The 17,313-nt window shown below is 60.2% G+C and carries 10 protein-coding genes, 9 pseudogenes and 1 other annotated feature; of the genes and pseudogenes, 7 read left to right on the top strand and 12 right to left on the bottom strand.

The features are described from left to right. The 6 genes and pseudogenes from ASE49_RS11665 to ASE49_RS17815 all read left to right on the top strand — a co-directional run. On the top strand, positions 1-436 hold a 436-nt coding region (locus ASE49_RS11665), incomplete at its 5' end, for a recombinase family protein (RefSeq protein WP_056772228.1). Positions 437-893: 457 nt separating this feature from the next. Then, positions 894-1,765, top strand: a pseudogene (locus ASE49_RS18760) (IS3 family transposase); the annotation flags it as partial. Between the two features lie 429 nt (positions 1,766-2,194). Continuing rightward, positions 2,195-2,503 (top strand): annotated as a pseudogene (locus ASE49_RS18880) (nucleotidyl transferase AbiEii/AbiGii toxin family protein); the annotation flags it as partial. 59 nt (positions 2,504-2,562) lie between these two features. After that, positions 2,563-3,010, top strand: a pseudogene (locus ASE49_RS18250) (protocatechuate 3,4-dioxygenase); the annotation flags it as partial. A gap of 888 nt (positions 3,011-3,898) precedes the next feature. Further along, on the top strand, positions 3,899-4,348 hold the full coding sequence (locus ASE49_RS11635) for a transposase (RefSeq protein WP_162234244.1): 450 nt from the start codon (positions 3,899-3,901) through the stop codon (positions 4,346-4,348). 414 nt (positions 4,349-4,762) lie between these two features. Continuing rightward, positions 4,763-5,417, top strand: a pseudogene (locus ASE49_RS17815) (Tn3 family transposase); the annotation flags it as partial. 159 nt (positions 5,418-5,576) lie between these two features. Here ASE49_RS17815 and ASE49_RS18245 read toward each other — a convergent pair. The 10 genes and pseudogenes from ASE49_RS18245 to ASE49_RS18550 all read right to left on the bottom strand — a co-directional run. Beyond that, positions 5,577-5,755: pseudogene (locus tag ASE49_RS18245) on the bottom strand (transposase); the annotation flags it as partial. A 168-nt stretch (positions 5,756-5,923) separates the two neighbouring features. After that, the gene (locus tag ASE49_RS17805) at positions 5,924-6,583 is read right to left on the bottom strand and encodes a 4'-phosphopantetheinyl transferase family protein (protein WP_082456421.1); all 660 of its coding nucleotides are present in this window, start codon (positions 6,581-6,583) and stop codon (positions 5,924-5,926) included. Next, entirely contained in the window at positions 6,580-7,650 is a 1,071-nt protein-coding gene (locus ASE49_RS11620) for a phosphopantetheine-binding protein (protein ID WP_056772208.1), read from the bottom strand. Before ASE49_RS11620 ends, ASE49_RS17805 begins: the two co-directional genes overlap by 4 nt. A 164-nt stretch (positions 7,651-7,814) precedes the next feature. Further along, positions 7,815-8,618: pseudogene (locus tag ASE49_RS18960) on the bottom strand (AMP-binding protein); the annotation flags it as partial. Further along, positions 8,522-10,579 (bottom strand): condensation domain-containing protein, encoded by a 2,058-nt coding sequence (locus ASE49_RS18955; protein ID WP_056772198.1) that lies wholly within the window; start codon positions 10,577-10,579, stop codon positions 8,522-8,524. The gene ASE49_RS18955 and the pseudogene ASE49_RS18960, both read right to left, overlap by 97 nt. A 13-nt stretch (positions 10,580-10,592) precedes the next feature. Beyond that, positions 10,593-11,045 (bottom strand): AMP-binding enzyme (locus ASE49_RS11600; RefSeq protein WP_442945988.1); only part of this gene is annotated, 453 nt, incomplete at its 3' end. A gap of 40 nt (positions 11,046-11,085) precedes the next feature. Beyond that, positions 11,086-12,084: pseudogene (locus tag ASE49_RS18950) on the bottom strand (AMP-binding protein); the annotation flags it as partial. Position 12,085: 1 nt separating this feature from the next. Beyond that, on the bottom strand, positions 12,086-12,445 hold a 360-nt coding region (locus ASE49_RS18750; RefSeq protein WP_235522958.1), incomplete at its 3' end, for an AMP-binding protein. Between the two features lie 31 nt (positions 12,446-12,476). Beyond that, entirely contained in the window at positions 12,477-13,883 is a 1,407-nt protein-coding gene (locus ASE49_RS17795) for a condensation domain-containing protein (protein WP_082456419.1), read from the bottom strand. Positions 13,884-14,316: 433 nt separating this feature from the next. Next, positions 14,317-14,463: pseudogene (locus tag ASE49_RS18550) on the bottom strand (IS630 family transposase); the annotation flags it as partial. Positions 14,464-14,513: 50 nt separating this feature from the next. Between ASE49_RS18550 and ASE49_RS17790 the strand changes: the two are divergent. After that, positions 14,514-15,031: pseudogene (locus tag ASE49_RS17790) on the top strand (transposase); the annotation flags it as partial. Then, positions 14,795-14,911: a sequence feature (AL1L pseudoknot), on the top strand. Its footprint overlaps the pseudogene before it by 117 nt. A 219-nt stretch (positions 15,032-15,250) precedes the next feature. Here the strand turns inward: ASE49_RS17790 and ASE49_RS11580 are convergent. Both ASE49_RS11580 and ASE49_RS11575 read right to left on the bottom strand, forming a co-directional pair. Further along, positions 15,251-16,102, bottom strand: a complete 852-nt coding sequence (locus ASE49_RS11580; RefSeq protein WP_056772183.1) for a nucleotidyl transferase AbiEii/AbiGii toxin family protein — start codon at positions 16,100-16,102, stop codon at positions 15,251-15,253. Next, positions 16,099-16,779 carry a type IV toxin-antitoxin system AbiEi family antitoxin domain-containing protein gene (locus ASE49_RS11575; RefSeq protein ID WP_056772180.1) on the bottom strand — a complete coding sequence of 227 codons (681 nt, stop codon included), beginning with the start codon at positions 16,777-16,779 and terminating at the stop codon, positions 16,099-16,101. The genes ASE49_RS11580 and ASE49_RS11575 overlap by 4 nt, the downstream gene beginning before the upstream one ends. Between the last annotated feature and the right edge of the window lie 534 nt (positions 16,780-17,313).

Raw genomic sequence — 17,313 nt, 5'->3', positions numbered from 1 at the left:
GAAGCTCACTGGCCGCGACCAACTCGAAGCTGCCCTGCGCCTGCTCGAACCGGGAGATCAACTTCTGGCCCTTCATCCAGACAGACTCGCCAGAGACACTGGCGACCTGCTGACGATCGCCAAGCGCGTCATTGAGAAGAAGGCGGTGCTGCGGATCAATGACCCGGCCATCACGCTCGACGGCACCGACATCATGGCCGAGGTCATGCTGACCGTGTTCGGGCTCGTGGGGATGATGGAGAAGCACTTCATCCGTGCCCGTCAGCGCCGGGGCATTGAGGCCGCGAAGCTCAGGGGCGATGTCTACAAGGGCCGTCCCTCGACGATCAGCCCGGACGCTGTGCGCGATCTTCGCCAGCAGGGGTTCGGTGCCACCCAGATCGCCAAGCGTCTCCAGATCGGCCGCGCGTCGGTTTATCGGCTGCTCGCCGCCTGAGCGTCGAGCCATGCTGTAAACTCGTCCGCCGTCATGACCTGACCCGGTTGAGCCGCTGCCTGCTTGATCATCGCGAGGAAATCCGGGTCGAGTTCTTCGCCCCGGCAGATCGGGCACGGCTCATCCGTCCCATCATCACCGCACCGTCCCTCATGCTGATCCACGATCCCGGAGCCTCCGCACATGACCCAGACCGATCATACCACAGGCTCACCGCCGTCGCTCACTGAGCATGCTGCTGACGGTCAGGACCACGGTGGTTCGGGTTCTCTTCTGTTTGAATTCCGAGGACGTCCGGCGGCGTTCAGGCGCGTCCAACGAGAAAAAGATCGCGATAGCTTCGCACTCAATTTTTGGGCGAGAAACCTTGCGCCGCGTCCTCGAGGCCAACCATTGACCTTCCCTCTCTGGCCCCTCGATTTGATGTAGAGTCTGTCCCACTCGAAGGAGCAGACGGATGAGGAAGAGCCGTTTCACGGAGGAACAGATCATCGGGATGATCAAGGAGCAGGAGGCCGGGCTGTCGACGGCGGAGGTTTGCCGCAAGCATGGGCTGAGCCCTGCCACGTTCTACAAGCTGAAGGCGAAATACGGCGGGCTTGAGGTGTCCGATGCCAGGCGCCTGCGCCAGCTTGAGGACGAGAACAGCAAGCTCAAGCGGCTGCTGGCCGAGACAGTGCTCGAGAATGCGATCCTTAAGGACCTGTTGGGAAAAGCCTGACGACGCCAGGTTAGCGACGGGACGCGGCGCTGGGCGTGGTGCGGGACTACCAGATCTCGCAGCGCCGAGCCTGCGGGCTGATCGGCGTCGACCCCAAGACGGTCCGGCGAGAACGTCCGCCTGACCATGCCGAGATCCGCGAGGAGATGAGCGAGATTGCCGCTACGCGTCGCCGCTTCGGCTACCGGCGCGTCGGCGTGATGCTCGAACGCAAGGGGCACATCATGAACCACAAGAAGCTCTACCGGCTGTACCGGAAGGAGGGTCTGTCTGTCCGCCGCCGGCGCGGACGCAAGCGGGCTCGCGGCAGCCGGACGTCGATGCCGGTCCCGCTGCGGCCTAACGATCGCTGGTCGATGGACTTGGTGGCTGACACGTTCGGCGCGTCCCGCCGGCTGTGCATCCTGGCGATCTACGATGACGCATGCCGCGAGAACCTGTGCCTGGTGGGGGACACCCGCATCTCGGGTGTGCGGGTGGCCCGCGAGCTGGGCACGCTGGTGCGCCTCTACGGCAAACCGGCTTGCATCGTCAGCGATAACGGCACCGAGTTCACGAGCCGTGCGATCCTGAAGTGGGCCAGCGAGAAACGGGTCGAGTGGCACTACGACTACAACAACATCAGGCCGCCGGCCAAGCCCGAAAAGCTCGTCGAGACATTCCTTGGTGACGACCGTTTTCTGATGGTCTCGCCAAATGCGTTCAACGGGCTCGGGGTCGGTACGACGCAGCTCTACAACGAGCCGGTCGTCTACAACCGCAAGCGGCACGGGAAGTTCACCCTCGACGGGCGTGTCTATGATTTCCGGATGCGGCCGTCTGTGCCCAAGCGGTTATCCAAGGAAGTCCTGCTGGTCGATCTGCTGCACAATCTTCGACCGGCTGCCGGAAGACAAATCGGCAGTGCTTCCGCGCGCGCTCGAGCGGGCGAAGGAAATGAACCGTTCGCGTCTCGCCAAGGCCGTCCAGGACTTTGGCTCCGCGCGGGCTGAACGCTTGCTCGCGCTAGTTCTCGAGCGAGCCTGAAGGCGCACGAGATGCTGCTGCACGATCATCAGGATTTCGACGATCTCCTTGCAGTCGTCTCACGCGAGCAGGCAATCGATCCGGGACTGGTGGAGAAGGACTATTGGATCATGCACGCTCTCTGGGGTTTGCAGCAGTTGGGTTTCCGCTTCGAGCTCAAAGGCGGAATGTCGCTTTCGAAAGGGCATGGCCTTATCCATCGGTTCTCCGAGGACATCGACATCCTTATTCACCCCGACATCGACGATCTGCCAACCGGTAAGAACCAAAATAAGCCTGCTCATATAGAGGCACGCCGTACGTTCTATGATGGCCTGTCGGCCAAGATCGCGATTCCTGGCATAATTGAGGCCGAGCGCGACGAAGCATTCGATGACCAGCGATCGGCTGCGGCGAGCATTACAAGCCCGCCGGCGAGGGGTGGGGGCGCGCCCGTTTCCCGAGGTCGAAAGCCGCGCCGACCTCGCTTGGCATATCGCGTAGTGCCTGATCCTCGACGAGTTTGGCATGACCGTCATCAAAGAAATGGACGTGGACCACGGCCTCGCGGTCCGTTGTCGATGATGTTCGGTCAGCCCGACCGCTGGCTGGCCAGGATCATCCCGCTTGCGGTCAATTTCGTAACCTACCTGGTTCCCTCGGACAATCGCTGCTGGTCCCTCGGCGAGGCGATCCGCCGTGCGGTGGAAAGCTTCCCCGAAGACCTGAACGTCCAAATCTGGGGCACCGGCGGCATGAGCCACCAACTTCAGGAACCCCGTGCAGGGCTGCTCAACCGTGAATGGGACAACCGCCTCATGGACCTGCTCGAAGCTGACAGCGATGAAGCCAGCGCCACAATCGCGGCTAGCATTGCGGCGACTGGTCCGGTAGGTTGAGGTGCACCTCGTCGCACCACCGGCGTTCCGAGCGGACGCCCATGCAGCAGATGGCCTGCCGATACGTGCCGTTCCAGGTTGAAGCTGCCTCCTGCGCCATGGTTCGCTAGCCCATCATAGGGCTGTCTCCGTCTTGCCAGAACAGTGAATCAGACCAAGCAGGATACTTCAAGCTAGAGTTTTTCAATACTACCAGTGGAAAGCGGACGTAATCTGCGGCTCAGCTACTGAGCCGCTAACCACCAGTCGGCATGGCAGACCGCCCACATTCAAGCTCTCCGCGGTCACCGCCGGCGACTGCGCACCTCCAACCCGATCGAGCGCCTCATTCAGCAGGAACTCAAGCGCCGCACCGTCAAGTTCAGGGTCGGCCACAACGAACAGGCGCCTGCGCTTCGTCACCGCCGCTCTCGTCGAAATCCACGAAACATGGGCCTGCGACAACAAAGCCTTACATCTACCAGACGTGAGGTTGCTCAATCTCAATGACAAGGGCGGGTTTTCCCGCCCTTGCCGAAAATGATGAGTCTAAGGAAAAATGAAAAGCTGAAGTCCGCCAAGCAGGCTCTGTAGCAAACTCATGATACTTCCTCCACGTTTTCGTTTCGAAGTGCCCATTAGGCAAAATAAATTTATAATCACAAAGCACATGTGTCAAATGTTAATATTGGTTAATTTTTTTAGTTAAAATGTAGACGTGTTTATTAAAGATGTGATGATAATCATAAGTTTTGTGTCTCTTTTGTAAAGAGGTGGCCGGGTTGGTCTGAGAGACCGTTTTGAGATTGTGTTGCTGCGGCGGCTCGGGCGTGATTCAAGCTTGGGATGTGGACCCAAGTGAGCCGCAGCCAGATGGCTGGATTTGAAAAGCGATCGAAGTGCTGCCCGAGCGATCTTACGGACGAAGAATGGCTGTTCATTCAGCCTTTCCTGCCGCGCTTGGCCAAGCGCGGACGCAAGCTGGCGAGGTACCTGCGTGATGTTCTCGATGCGCTTCGCTATCTGGCGCGAATAGGTGGTGGATGGCGGATGTTGCCGAACGACTTCCCGCCCTGGCAGACGGTGTATTGGGGGTTTCGCCGCTTCGTGCGCCGGCCACTGTTCCGCACGATCCACGACGTCACGCTGGTGCTCGACCGTGAATGCGAAAAGCGTAAACAGCGCCCGACGGCCGCCGTCGTGGATAGTCAGTCCATCAAGGGACCAGCGGCGACAAAGCGAGGTTTTGATGCGGGCAAGAAGGTTCTCGGTCGTAAACGGCAGATTGCTGTCGGCACTGATGGTTGATTGCTAATGGTCAATCTGACGATTGCAGACATCTCGGACAGCGCTGGCACGCAATCGATCGTCGCGAACTTTCGCAAACGATGCCCTGACTCAAGCACCTGTCCGCCGACGGCGCCTATACGACCGCACGCGTCTTATGGACGCCGCGACCTATCAGGACTTCATCCTTGAGATTACCCGTCGCTTCGACAGGGAACTCAGCTTCAAGTGCTAGCCAGGCGCTGGGTCGTGGAGTGGACTTGTAACGGATTTGCGCCGAGGCGCCGGTCGCGAAGGTCACCGCTGCCCCAGCCACCAGCACCGTCACGATCAGCAACCGCGACCGGGTCATATTTCCCGAGGGCAAACTGACCAAGGGGCAGCTTGCCGATTATTATGAAAACGGTCGCCGACATCACGCTGCCTTGCTCGGGTATCCCCGCGACCGTGAGCGAGGCTCCTTATCTGCTCGACGGGCTGACGATGAACGATGCCGGGCGGATCGAGGAGCAATATCCCGACACTGGCGGGTTACCGACCATCTGATCGGGATCAGCGCCATGCTCGGTTACCGCCTTGTGCTGCGTATCCACGACCTGCCGCCCGAACGGCTGTATGTGTTCGATCCCGCTGCCACACTGACCGACCTGGGTCCTCCAGGTGGGCGGCAAAGCACGCGAGGCGTTGATCGTCTCCAACTGGCCCGACCTGTTCCGCTGCGCCGCCCCTATGAGCGCAGGGGGTCGTACCGAGCCGCATCTTGCGCAAGCTCGCCGCCTATCCGCGTTAGAACGACCTGGCTGCGGCCCTGCGCGAGGTCGGGCGGGTCGAGCGGATGCTATTCATCATCGAATAGATCCTAGATACCGGGATGCAGCGCCGCGCCCAAGTCGGCCTCAACAACGGCGAGGCGCACCAGACGCATCGGCCGACAAGGCGAGATCCGGAATCGCTCCCCCGTGCCGTTGAGGCCCGCCGCCGCGAAGGGCTCGATACCCCCGATCATCTTCTCGTCCATATCTTCCCGCTCGGATGGGCACACCTCCTCCTCACTGGCGAGTACCTTTGGCCCAGAGACACCGCCGCTTAGGGTGTCATTCGCCCTCAGCCGGAACCGACGCCAAGTTCATGCTGCTATCGCCAGTGGCAGATTGTCAAAGTACGCTTGATCCGGCGTCTTGGCGGCAAGGCTCGAATGAGGCCTGCTGCTACTAGGTAAGCTCAGATACCGGCCGATCGAGCCCCGCATCTCGCTGCCAAACACACCGGTCGGCCCTTCCAGAAGCTGAAAGCGCCACATCGAGATCTGGTTCGCGTGAACGTCAAACCGCTGTGCCAGTTCCGCCAGCGTTTTCTCGCCCTTCACTGCGGCAACGCTACCCTCGCCTTGAACGCCGGGCTGTGATTTCGGCGGGGTCGTTTGCTAATTTCTACACCTGTCACACGGCCACCGTGGCCGCCGTCAGGCAGAAAATCCACTTAACCTACTGTCCAGTTTTTGCCAGGCCGCCTCTATCGCAATCACTTCAAATCCAACGCCGCACGCTTATCTCGCTCAAACCAGCAGGTTTATGGAGGTGCCCAGGCACATAACCGTTATTGATTTTCGTTCGAAATCACAGCTAAGGCAACCAATCTCGGAGACACTATAGTATATATATTTACCTTTTGAATATTTCTTACCAAAGCGTAATTATTAGCCAGATTTACATCTACGTCGTGATAATCGAGATATACGCTATCCAAGACATTTGTACACTTGTATACAGCCTCTTTGATGCAGAAAATCAGCTTAACCGGCACGCCTAAATTTGAAGCTTGGGAGGTTTCTTGAGGGGTTGCCACGATGTCAATGAGCTCTTGTGGTAATGGTGTCGGCGGCTCGACATCTATGCCAATGCTTTTGAAGTCTGTCTGACTGGAAATTGCGGCTGCGGCAAAATCCTCGTCATGGCTAAGCGATCCAACGAACCCTTTCGGCCATATCGGTGCACCGGACTGGTTTTTGCAGATGTCGGTCGGAACAGGGTATCTTGCAGCGGTAAAAAGGTGTCGAGCTACGATGCGTGCCGAAGCACTTGCTCGCAGCACACGCACTACGGACGCCGGCATCTGTGCTCTCTCTGATGGCGTCAAATTATGCTCGTCGCCAAGCGTTATGGCTCGTGCCCCGCAGCGGATCTTTCCTGAAAAAGGTTGTGTCAATTGCGCCAAAGCCAGATCCAGCGCTATTTTCTGATCGGCTAGTGGCGTCATCGGCTAATTGAAATGTTCGAGCCCGCACTTTGCGAAATGGCTCGGATCTGTTTTTTTATCACGGAAGTGAGACTTTCTATGTTCGGGCTTTCAAAAAATTGTCCATGACCTCCACTAATTATATCGACTGAATACCCCGCACGATATGCCTCCCTGAAAACAACGTCCGGGTCGGCGTCTGCAACATAAGGGTTTAAGAAGCTTTCCTGTCCGAAAATCAGAGACACATATTCTCGATAAGGAGGAAAATCCGATTGCTCCATTAGAAACAAGACAGATATTTTGCGCCCCAAGTTTTGTAATTGTGCAGCTATCTCGCGCGCTATCACGCCACCTTGGCAGTTGCCGCCCACAATGAAGTCACCGGCAGGTTGTATCGCGGTCATTTCAGCAACGTAACGTGCGGCGATGGCGGACACATTCTCGGAGGTGTATTCCATGACCATGTGGCCCGATCGCATGCCATGAACAGGCATTTCCAAGTGGGCGGCAAGCTGAGACAGCTCATTGTGGCCTTGGAGGCACCAAAAGAGGCCTGGTCCAGGGCGCGTTTCATTCAGGGATACGATAAGCGAATCGGGTTTTAAGCGATGTCCGGACCAGTGCTGAAGGTAGTCCCGTTGCTTTTCAATGATTTCGTCGATCAAAGGACGAAGTTGTGCCTCTTGCCCATGATCCAGGAATTCCATCGCTTTGGTTTTCAGGTCTTGGATATCGTCTAGCGTATCTGTGCCGTGAATTTTGCTGCATAATTCTGCCAACGTTTTCGTTTCGAACACAAGCCGAACCGGAACATGGATATCAGCCCGATCTTGAAGCAAGGATGTAACTTTGAGTGCCAAAAGGGAATGGCCACCCAGCGCGAAGAAGTTGTCATCGCGCCCCACTTTGTCCAACCCGAGAAGCTCGGCCCAAACCCCAGCCATGATGGTCTCGATAGGAGTGCCAGGCGCAATATATGTGCTGTCATCCAGCGCATAATCAGGTTCGGGCAGGGCGTTACGATCGATTTTGCCGTTGGGGGTGAGGGGGAATGCGGGCAGGGCGATGAAGGCGGCGGGGACCATGTGGGCGGGCAGCGATACATCCGCGCTGGCGCCCCATCATCGTCTCCGGCTTGCGCCGCGAACGGATCCGTCACGAACCGCGCCGCCGTCAAATCAGCCCGGCGCAGATAGCCTTGCGCGACCTGGGCGCCGGCAACGACGATCTCGCCGGGCACGCCGACCGGGACGGGCCGGGCCCGCGCATCGAGCAGATAGATGCGCGTGTTGGGCAGGGGACGGCCGATGGGGATGGCAGCGGCGCCGGCATCCTCACCTTCGCAGGATACGGGTGCACAAGTGCTGACCACGGTGTTCTCGGTGGGACCGTAATGGTTGACGAGCTGGAAGGGCGCGCCGGGCGGAGGCCGGCGGGTGAGGCGGTCGCCGCCGGTGAGCAGGACGCGCAGCGCGCAGGCCTCGGGCCAATCGCGGGCGAGAACGGCTTCGGCAAGCGGAGTGGGCAGGAAGCTGAGGGTGATGCCGCGCGCGGCGAGCCAGGCGATCAGCAGGTCCGGGTCCTGGCGGACGGCGGCGGCGGCGATGTGGAGGCTGGCACCGGCGGTGAGGTAGGGCCAGATCTCCCAGACCGAGGCGTCGAAGGCGGGGCCGGCGACCTGTGAGGCGCGATCGTGCGGGGTGACGGCGTAAGTCTCGCGGTGCCAGTGGACCAGGTTGAGCAGGTTGCCATGGGCGACCGGCACCCCCTTGGGCTGGCCGGTGGAACCCGAGGTATAGATCACATAGGCCAGGCTGCCTGGATCGAAGGGAGTCTGATCGAGAGCGTCAGCGCGCAGCGCGGTATCGGGCTGCCGGGCGATCGCGCCGGCGTCCTGGTCGAGGAAGAGGGTGGCGCCAAAGGCCGGTAGGCGATCGCGCAGTGACTGTTTGCTGATCAGCAGCGGGGCTTTGGTATCGGCGAGGATGAAGGCCAGTTGCTGGTTGGGATATGCGGGATCGAGGGGGAGGTATGCGGCGCCGGCCTTGAGGATGGCGAGCTGGGCGATTGCTCGGCGAACAGCTGGTGGACGCCGCGCGCGCGCGGATAGGCCCGCGCCGTCCGGTTCCAGTCCTGCACCAGGCGATGACGTTCGTCCTGGGGGACGGGATCGAGGTCGACGACGGCGGCATCGGGGGCATGCGCGAGGGCCTCGACCAGCAGGGCGAGGGCGCGGTGCATGTAGGCGCAGACGCGGGCGGGATCGTGCTCGCGTACCTGGGCGCTGAGCGAGAAGCCGTCGACCATGTCGTTGACCGACAGGGCGAAGGGATAGTTGGTGCGCTCCTGGCCCTCGAGGAACGTGATGCCCGCCCATGGATCGCTGCCATCGGTGGGGGCGGCAGGCGCCTGTCCGTCTCTGATCTGGTCAGGCGCGGCCTGATCGGCGGCGAAGTGGCGGTAGTTGAGCAGGGCGGTGAACAGGGGTGCGGGCGCGGCGACGCCGCTGCAGCGCTGGGCGCGCACCAGCGAGGCGTGCTCATGGCGCAGGAGGCGGGCAAGCTGGCCATGGGCGCCGCGCACGGCATCGAGGACGGCCTCCTCGCCCAGACGGATGCGCACCGGCAGGGTGTTGATGAACAGGCCCAGGGTCTGGGCGATGCCCTCCCCGCCCTGCATGCGGCCGAACAGGACGGTGCCGAACACCACGTCCTCGCGGCCCGAGAGACGCGCGAGGACTTGTGCGAAGGCCAGGTGGCACACGCTGGCCGGCGTCACGCCGAGCCGGCGGGCCTGCGCGCGCAGGGCGAGGGCGAGTTCGGAGGGGATCGCGAGGTGGGCTTCGGTAACCCCCGTGCCATCGCCCATGACGTCCTCGAGGCCGAAGGGTGCGGTAGGCTCCTCGACGTCGGCGAGCAGGTCGGTGAAGTAGGCGTCGTGCTGGGCGGCGGGCAAGCCCAGGCGGGCCTGGGCGACGAAGTTGCGGAACGGAACGGGGGTGTCGAGCAACTGGCCGTGTCCGCGCAACTGGGCGGCGATCTCGCGCTGGAGCCCTTCGATCGTGGAATGATCCATGATCAGGTGGTGGAACAGCTGGAGGGCAAGCCAGCGGCCGTTGACAGGATCGGGGGTAACGAACAGGCGGATGAGCGGAGCCTGGCGCACATCGATGCGGGTATGGGCCGGATCGAAGCGGGCGCTGAGCCGCGCGGCGACGTCGCTGCCGCCATCCTGGGGCACCCCGTCTTCCAGCATGACGTCCTCGACGGGCACGCGGGCGGCGCGGTGGACCACCTGCACCGGCTCGTCGAGGCCTTCCCACGCGATCGCGGTGCGCAGGATGTCGTGGCGCGCGACGACGGCCTGGAGCGCGGCGGCATAGGCATCGAGGCGCGCGCGGGTATCGAAGGCGACGAGGCTGCGCAGCAGGTAGGGATCGCCGCGGCCGGCGAGCAGGTGGTGGAACAGGATGCCTTCCTGCAAGGGGGAGAGCGGGTAGATGTCCTGGATATTGGCATCGCCGCCCGGAACATCGGCGGCGATACGCGCGATCTGGGCCGGGGTCAGGTCGACCAGCGGCAGCATCGCCGGGGTGATCGCGGTGCAGTCCTCGGGGATGGTGGTGGCCAGGGCTGCGGCGATGGCGGCGCTGTTGTCCGCGGCCAGGGCATCGTCCTCACCGGCGATGGTGGCGGCCAGGCCGGCCAGGGTGGGCTCGAGGAACAGCGCGCGCACTTCGAGCGTCCAGCCCTGGCGGCGCAGGCGCTCGATGACGCTGATGGCAAGGAGCGAATGGCCGCCCAGCGCGAAGAAGTTGTCCTCGCGCCCGATCCGCTCGCAGCCCAGCACCTCGGCCCAGACCGCGGCGATGGCCGTCTCCACCGGGCCTTGCGGGGGCACGTAGGCCTGCTGGTCGCCGCCCAGGGCATCAGGTTCGGGCAGGGCGTTACGATCGATTTTGCCGTTGGGGGTGAGGGGGAATGCGGGCAGGGCGATGAAGGCGGCGGGGACCATGTGGGCGGGCAGNATCAGGTTCGGGCAGGGCGTTACGATCGATTTTGCCGTTGGGGGTGAGGGGGAATGCGGGCAGGGCGATGAAGGCGGCGGGGACCATGTGGGCGGGCAGGGCGTCGCGCACGTGGTCGCGCAGCTGGGCGGCGCGGTCGGCCTGATCTGTGTGGTCTGCCCCGTGGTCTGCGAGCTGTGCCTCGTGGAGCACGAGGTAGGCGATCAGGCGGGTATCGCCTGAGGGTCCGGGGCGGGCGAGGACGAGAGCCTCGCGCACGGCGGGGTGGCGGGCGAGGACGGCGGCGATCTCGCCGGGCTCGACCCGGAAGCCGCGGATCTTGACCTGGTCGTCGTTGCGCCCGAGGAACTCGATGGTGCCATCGGCCCGGTAGCGGCCCAGATCGCCGGTGCGATACATCCGCGCTGGCGCCCCATCATCGTCTCCGGCTTGCGCCGCGAACGGATCCGTCACGAACCGCGCCGCCGTCAAATCAGCCCGGCGCAGATAGCCNGATACATCCGCGCTGGCGCCCCATCATCGTCTCCGGCTTGCGCCGCGAACGGATCCGTCACGAACCGCGCCGCCGTCAAATCAGCCCGGCGCAGATAGCCCAGAGCCACACCGTCGCCACCGATGTAGATCTCGCCGGCGACGCCCGTGGGCACCGGGCACCCGCGCGCATCGAGCAGATAGATGCGCGTGTTGGCGATCGGTCGGCCGATCGGAATGCGCGCGGTGCCTTGAGGCGCCTCCAGTATGGGATGCGTCGCAGCGAAGGTGGTTGTCTCGGTAGGGCCATAGCCGTTGAGCAGAAGCCCGGGCGGGTTGTGCTGCAGAACCTTGGCGATGGTGACAGGATCAAGAACGTCACCGCCCACCAGCAGACAGCGCAGCTTGGGAAAATCGACAGCGATGTAATCAGCGTAGTGATTGAACAGGCCTACCGTCATCCACAGCACGGTGACGCGCAAATGGTGCAGCGTGGCCGCCATGCGCGCGGGATCAAGTACGGTATCGCGGTCCAGCACGATGCATGCGCCACCATTGAGCAGCGGACCCCACAGCTCGAACGTGGCCGCATCGAAGGCAGGGTTGGCGGCAAAGGCGACCCGGTCACTGTCCTCAAGCTGCAGATAGTCATTGGCAATGACGAGCCGGGCGATGGCGCGGTGGGGGACGACGACGCCCTTGGGCTGACCGGTGGAACCCGAGGTGTACATGACGTACGCCGGGTCCGCGCCGCTTACCGGACAGGATACCGGCCCCGGATCACCAGCGTCACCGCCTTCCAGCACGACACATGGATCGAGGCGGGCGATACCCTTCAGCGGCGGCAAGGCAAAGGCATCGGACGTTATAACGAGGCGCGTTCCGCAATCGGCGATCAGCGCGGCCAGTTGCTGGTTGGGATATGCGGGATCGAGGGGGAGGTATGCGGCGCCGGCCTTGAGGATGGCGAGCTGGGCGATGACGAGTTCGGGGGAGCGCTCGAGGCATATCGCGACGAGGGNGGCCAGTTGCTGGTTGGGATATGCGGGATCGAGGGGGAGGTATGCGGCGCCGGCCTTGAGGATGGCGAGCTGGGCGATGACGAGTTCGGGGGAGCGCTCGAGGCATATCGCGACGAGGGTGGGGGCGGGATCGGTATCCTGACGTTCCGGGTCCGCGCCGATGCCGCGAGCGCGCAAGTGGTGGGCCAGCTGGTTGGCGCGGGCTTCGAGCTCGCCGTAGGTGAGGGTGCGATCCGCCCCGGTCGCGTCGGTCCACACCAGGGCGGGGGCCTCGGGGGTGCGCGCGGCCTGCTCGGCGAACAGCTGGTGGACGCCGCGCGCGCGCGGATAGGCCCGCGCCGTCCGGTTCCAGTCCTGCACCAGGCGATGACGTTCGTCCTGGGGGACGGGATCATGTTCGGGCTTCTGGGGCCTGCTCGGCGAACAGCTGGTGGACGCCGCGCGCGCGCGGATAGGCCCGCGCCGTCCGGTTCCAGTCCTGCACCAGGCGATGACGTTCGTCCTGGGGGACTATAGGAAGATCGGAAATGGGGGACGTGACATGGCAACATACTACGGTTGAAATCAACCGGACAATGCGTTGTGCGTGAAGCGCCAAGATGGCTGGATCATAAAGATCCGGGTTGCCGTCGACATCTATGTGAGCTTCGGTTTTTGACTGACCTTCGTAAAAGCTGATGTGACAGTCGTCTACAGGACCAACTGATAGGTTATGAAACGCAGTGGGAAGGCCAGCAAATTTTGACGATAGTTCAAACGAGAAGACGTTTACGATGCACGAGTGAAGCGGGTTATTGAAACCCGCTCCCCGGCGAAGGTCATTGTGAAGCTGCTCTCCCCGATAATCCATGTGGCGAGCCGCTTCACGGGTCGATCGAGAAACCGCTCCTATGAAACTTTCAAGTGTGGTTTGAGGCTCAGCATGAAGCCGCAATGGCAGAACATTTGCCATCATTCCTGGGGTTGCGCGCGTATTTTTACGCCACCGACCACTTGAGGCTAGCCCTAAAACGACATCGCTTTCGCTGGTCAGACTATGGAAATAGATCGCACACAACGCCGTGAACGTCTGGGCAAGACTGGCGCGGCACGCTGTCGCAAGCGCTTTGAGGCCGGCTATATCCGATCTTGAGATGGATTGGGTAATGCGTATAGGCTTGGGCGAATTTGCGAACGCAGAAATTTCACCGGAAAGAGATTTGGCTGGAGGCGCATCATGGAGTTTTTCTAGCCAGTAATTTCGATCTATTAGATATCTTGACGATGACACGTATTCGTTGTTGTCTTCAATGACATCGCGCCAAGACCGTGACATATTGTCTTGCGCAACCGACTGATAGCGCGCGTTCATATCAGAAAATATGAGCGCAAGGCTGGCCCCATCACATATAATATGGTGGTAGCGATGATAGAAGAAAAAGCGATCATCATCCACGCGCAATAACGCCATGGCGAATAGCGGCTCGTCGCCTATCAGCTGTACGGGCCGACCCATGTCCTGACGCATCCAGGACTTAGCTTGGCTTTCTGCATTTGGTTGTGCGCTAAAGTCATGACACTGAATTTCAGGACGGGGATCAGCAAAAAACTGCTGGGGCACTCCTTTTTCCAGAGCAAAATTCAATCGAAAAATGTCAAAAGAGTTTTGTGTACGCAAAGCTGAGGCGCAAAATTTTTCAGTATCTAACAATCCGAATATTTCGACGTATTCGCCAATATTATATAGGCTCTTATCCGCACATAACTCATGGGCGAACCATATCGCATTTTGAGCTTCCGTGAGGGAGTAAAACTTCATATTTTGCTCCCACGGCGCTCATCGTCAAATTCGGTTAAATAGATGATATTGCCTTTAGATTTGTTTCCAAAGGCTAAGTCAAGCGTAAATAGGTTTATGTACGTTAACCAACAGATTGCCAAAATCTGTTTTTGAAAGAGGTCAATTGAAATGCTCTGTATAGCGTGTGGCGGCATTCAGCGTTGAAAAACGCGATTCCCAAGTCAGGCACGTGCTGGTCCGAGGATGTTTTTGTAAGAGCGGCTATTGGGTATACAGGCTTGTTGGGTTAAGAAGTGCGAGGTGAGCGGCTGCGGCAACCTCCATTAAATATTGCTTGCCGTTTATAGGCTGTAAAGCCCAGATCGGCTGCGAACACCTGCAAGTTACAAAATTTTAATTGTTCGAAAAATTGATTTTTACTGCAAGTCGACAGAACTAGAGCGTTTTCTGATCACGCTGGATCGTAGCCGCAGGAACTGAAGTAGTTGGCGCACTCGTCTGGCTGGAAGATATCGACGAGTTTGCTGATGAGACCCCACAGGCCTGAGACGGTGCGTTTGGATGCTTTGCGCAGCACGGCCTTAAGGCGTGAGAATGAACCGCGCCGGTTTTGCCGGAGGCTCCAACTCCTGAAAAGGTGGAGCCTGTATGAGCAAGACAACGAACAAGTTTGCACCGGAAGTCCGCGAACGCGCGGTACGGATGGTTTTCGACCACGAGCGGGATCATCCCTCGCGCTGGTCAGCGGTGGTGTCGATCGCGGAGAAGATCGGCTGCGTTCCGCAGACGCTGCATGAGTGGGTGAAGAAGGCCGAGGTCGACAGCGGCAAGCGCGCTGGTGTCCCGACCGAGGTTGCCGACAAGGTGAAGGCCCTGGAGCGGGAGGTCCGCGAGCTGAGGCAGGCTAACGAGATCCTGCGCAAGGCGTCGGCATATTTTGCGCAGGCGGAGCTCGACCGCCCGTTTCGGCGATGATCGCGTTTATCGATGATCACCGCGATGCCTATGGGGTCGAGCCGATCTGCCGCGTCCTGCCGATCGCCCCATCCACCTATCACGAGCGTGTCGCGCAGCGACAGGATTCGACACGTTTGTCGGCGCGGGCGCAGCGGGATGTCGCCCTGAAGCCGGAGATCGCGCGTGTGTTCGCCGAGAACTTCGCGGTGGCGAGACTTGGTCGGCTTCTGCCGGAAAGTTGGTTCCGGTAACCGGCAACTCCACTAGCTTCACCGTTCAGAACCGCTATTCGGGTGCCGGTCCGGTTCAAGCTGCAAATTGGCCGGGCGGCTTTATAGCGGGAAGTGTCAGAATTTCAGTCTGCGGCATGGAAAACCCGTCGTGAATGGAGGCGGAACGCCGCTGATTCTCGGTATTGAATGACCCAGTCAGACCGCCCCCATCTTCTCAAGCTTCGCCAGGAAGAAGCGGTCGCTCCACAACGCTAGCGACTTTGCCTCCGCTGGGCGCAAGAAGCGCCTAACATCGTCGGCGGCGGCTTTCCAGTCGATAGTGGCCATGGTGTTCCGCAGCGTGTCCTCCAGCCATGCCATGTCGATCTTGAAGCCTTCCCGCCCCGCCCATGGGCCTGCCTGGATGAGGGCGGCTTGGAGATGTGTCAGATTTGGGAGCACCCCATTCGAGATGTACCAGGAAAAGTCATACCAATCCCTGCCTTTCAGATATCCTCGGCAAAGAAGTGCGTGGATTTTCAATGCAAAGTTAGAAGGCAGATCCTGATGTCGCACCTCGTAATCGGCAGGGAAATCGAGAAAGGTGCTGGCTTCCCCGGACCCGGGCGGTGGATTGGTGTCGATTTCCAGCTTGATCCTGATGGTCTTGCGACGTCCCGTTCCCGCGAAGGTCAGGTCGAGCTGGCTCGCGATGGAATTATCCTTGAGCACCGCCTCCCGGACAGCTTTGTCCATCCTTTCTTTAGGCTGGGCATCAAGCTTCAATCCGAACTGGGCGAAAACCTCGACCAGAGTTTTGAGATAAGGTGCCCAGTCGAATTCAGGGTTGGGTGACCGAAGCATGAAATCGAGATCTTCGGAAAACCTGGGCAGGCGATGCAGGATACGCAGGCTCGTGCCGCCCTGAAAAAGGGCAACATCGAAAAAATCGCCACGCCATAGCGCATACAAGGCGATCTCCTGGATGATCTCCTTGGTCGCATTCTCTTCCTCCACCGCGTTGGCTGCGCGATATTGGCGAAGCTTCTCCTGAATGATTTCAATCATCCAACGCGTCCTTTGACTTCGCCGTTGTTCGTCAGAACGGCGCCCTCGAGTGATTGGAGGAAATGGTTGGCGGCTTTGTGCTTGTAAACGGGGCGGAGCGCGGAGAAATCCTTGCGCTTAAGCGACAACAGCCGATCCTCGTCGATGCGCATGCCCGTGATAAGCCAGTCCAAACCGGACCAGCGTTCTTTCCGTAGGGCAACAAGATCCATCAGTGCTCGTAAAGGCTGTGCGACGAATGCCGCAAGTTTGCCGAACTTTTCCCGGCCGACGCTCGTCAGAAACTGGTATTCCTTGAGCGCGAGGGGATGAAAGCTGAATTGCCCGAAGGATGGCGTGTCATAGGTAATCGTCTTGCGGCCCGGTGAGACGCTCGCCGTGGCGAAGACGGCCTCCGGGATCCAGCCGTGGTAGGCGAGGGCGGTTTCAAAGGAGATGTAGCTCCCTGGCAAAAGCGCCTGTGCCACGGCGAAGGGATGGACGGCATCGTTGCTGGTTCGCTGACCCAACATGTAGGTGGCCCGCTTAAGACGGATCAGAGAACCGTCCTTTAAAGCCCTATGTACCAGAGCATGACGGCGGGCATCGGTCCCGCCCAACAACTCCCGAAGCTGGTCTTCGTTGAAGATTCGCTTAGCAAGGCTTGATCCCGAAATCTGTTCCGAAAGCCCATTCATAAAATTCCAGATACTTTCAAAGAATGAAAGTTTCAAGAATTTCGTGAATCGCTAGCGAGGGCCGCCGCCTCCCCAAAGCAGCTTTATCGAATCACCTGGGCACACTCACAATTTCGCGGGCTTCAGGACTCGAACCGATCCAACAAAAAGTCCCAAGGTATCGGTCGTGGTATCGCGCTGCGAGACCCTTAAGAAATGGCGGTTTTCTGCGCCGGAATCACTCGTTTTTGAGTCCTCTTCTGGCACCAGCACTTCTCAAGTGCTTGAAATCTCTCGGGGATCGTCTAAAAAACGGTCCCCAGAGAGTATCTGCTACCCCAAACGCTACGGGAAATATAGCCGACAATCAGGTCGAAAGTCCTGGAAAACCGCCTTTGTTGAAAGCCGCGTTTCCTACGGTAAGCTGCTACGGGATTTGCCCCGTGGTGTGCTTCGACGCGGGCAGAAACTCCACTATCGCATATCGGCCCGGTGGACGCTCAACGGCTCCTGGATCGGCTCGCAATCTGGCGCTCGCTGCGCACAAACAGTCTC

The sequence above is a fragment of the Novosphingobium sp. Leaf2 genome, assembly GCF_001421325.1.
Lineage (GTDB): Bacteria > Pseudomonadota > Alphaproteobacteria > Sphingomonadales > Sphingomonadaceae > Novosphingobium.
Note: the sequence above shows the minus strand (reverse complement) of the source record. Positions and strands in the feature narration are given on the sequence as shown.